2 protein-coding genes are annotated in these 1,954 nt (G+C 68.6%); one reads left to right on the top strand and one right to left on the bottom strand.

The genetic code is table 11. From position 1 onward, the window contains the following. A partial coding sequence (locus tag AAGI91_17750; protein MEM1044458.1) for a hypothetical protein occupies nucleotides 1–720 on the bottom strand: 720 nt, incomplete at its 3' end. Between the two features lie 299 nt (nucleotides 721–1,019). On the opposite strand from AAGI91_17750, the gene AAGI91_17745 reads away from it, so the two are divergent. After that, nucleotides 1,020–1,954, top strand: a 935-nt coding sequence (locus tag AAGI91_17745; GenBank protein MEM1044457.1) for a DUF1080 domain-containing protein, incomplete at its 3' end; no start/stop codon positions are given.

Genomic DNA, 1,954 nt, shown 5'->3' with positions numbered 1-1,954 from the left:
TTCGCTCGTGCCGGAGAGCGCGAAGGAGAAGTCAAGCCCGGACTCGTTGAAGTCGAAGGCCGTGAGTGGATTCCAGCCTTCGGTGGGATACTCCAGACCGCCTGCTGGGTTGATGGAGTGGGCGGGGTTGCCAAGCGCGCCCGGGTTGGCGTCGTCGTTCCGCTCCCAGTAGTAGCCCCGTGGGCCCTCATCGTTGTCGAAGGTGAGCGTGCCCGAGCACTGCAGCGACAGCCAGTAGGTCCCCGGCTCTAGGGTGGTGTCGTCGATCATGAACGTGAGGTCGCCTTCGTCATCGGACAGGGGTGCGACGTCCTCGTAGAAGAACAGGGCGGCGCCTGGCTCTCCGGCGGCATCGCTCCAGAACCCGAGGTCGGCGGCGAGGCAGGCGGCAGCGCCGTCGGGGTGTGGCTGGGGAAACTCGAGGTAGTTGCCATCGATGAACACTTCTTGGATCGTCCACATGACGCCCTCGGGCACGACGAAATCGTCGGCGGACGTCGCATCCGTGACGGACTCCGGCGTGGCTCGGAACGCAATCCACTGCCCGTCAAAGTTGCTGAGTTGGTCGAGCAACACCTCGGCACTCGTGGAGTGATAGACCGGGGCGTGGGGGGCGTCCTCTCCGCCCTGGCCGGCCGCCATCTGCATAGCCGTCGGTTGTCCGTAGGCGATGGGCGCAAGCGCGACCGCGAGGAGGAGAAGGCTGTAGAGCTTGGTCATCGGAGGTCGTGGCTGGCTAGACGGCAGGCATCGGAGTGAAGACCGGAGCGGCGTCGCATGCGGTGAGGCGCGAGCGCCACCGGGGTCACACTCAAGGTGGGCGAGGGGGCCGCGCCGAGCGTTGCATCCTCGTTGCATTCTGATGCGCCGAGCGTGCATATGCCGTCCTTGAGGGGATTTCGAGGCGCTATGCCTCCGAATTGAGCGGCGATGTGCGCCAGAGACCGGAGGCGTCCGGCCCTTCCGTTCGATGGGGCGTTGTAGCTTGACCGACGCTCTCTCCCTCGACCGCTCTTGCCATGCGCGCTCTTCTCCTCCTGCTCGTCGTCCTCGCCGTGGGCTGCCAGCCCGCTGCTCCGCCCGATTCCTCGGCAGCCTCGCCTCCGACCTCGCCTGCCGCTATGCCGCTGTCGTCCTCGTCCACCGACGTCCCGCGCGCCTCGGCGTGGCGGCAGCACGACACCACGCGGCTCCTGCCTGCCCGCGTCGAACTGGCCCCGGTACCGCCGCCGACCCCCGCGCCCGCCGACGCCACGATCTTGATCCCCGCCGATGGCGGCTCGCTCGATGCCTGGGAGGCGATGGACGGTAGCCCTGCTCCGTGGACCATCGAGGGCGACGCGGTGGTGATCGCGCCCGGGAGCGGGTCGATTCGCACGAGGCAGCCCTTCGGCGACGTGCAGCTGCACCTGGAGTGGAAGGCCGCGCCCGAGCCGGAGAAGACGAGCCAGGACCGCAGCAACAGCGGCGTGATGTTCTTCGAGGGCCTCTACGAGGTCCAGATCCTCGACACGTTCGACAACGCGACCTACCCCGACGGCATGGCGGGCGCGATCTACGGGCAATACCCACCCCTCGCCGACGCGCTACGCCCGTCCGACCAGTGGCAGCACTACGACCTCTTCTTCCGAGGCCCGCGCTTCGGAACCGACGGGGCCGTCCTCGAACCGGCGCGGTTGACGGTCCTCATCAACGGCGTCCTCGTCCAGAACAACGAGCTGCTGCCCGGCTCGACGCTCTGGATGCAGTCGCTGCCCTACGCACCGCACCCGCGCCGCGGCAAGATCGTCCTGCAGGACCACGGCAGCCCGGTCCGCTTCCGCAACGTGTGGATCCGCGAGACGCCCGACCGCCCGGCTCCGCCCGACGGCTACGCCGAAATCAGGGCGGCGGACGTGTCCGACGCGGACCTCGCGCGCCTCGTCGGGCACTACGAGCGCGGCCCCGGCGACCT

The sequence above is a fragment of the Bacteroidota bacterium genome (assembly GCA_038746285.1).
GTDB lineage: Bacteria > Bacteroidota > Rhodothermia > Rhodothermales > JANQRZ01 > JANQRZ01.
The sequence above is the reverse complement of the archived record's forward strand: the minus strand, read 5'-3'. Positions and strand labels throughout refer to the sequence as shown.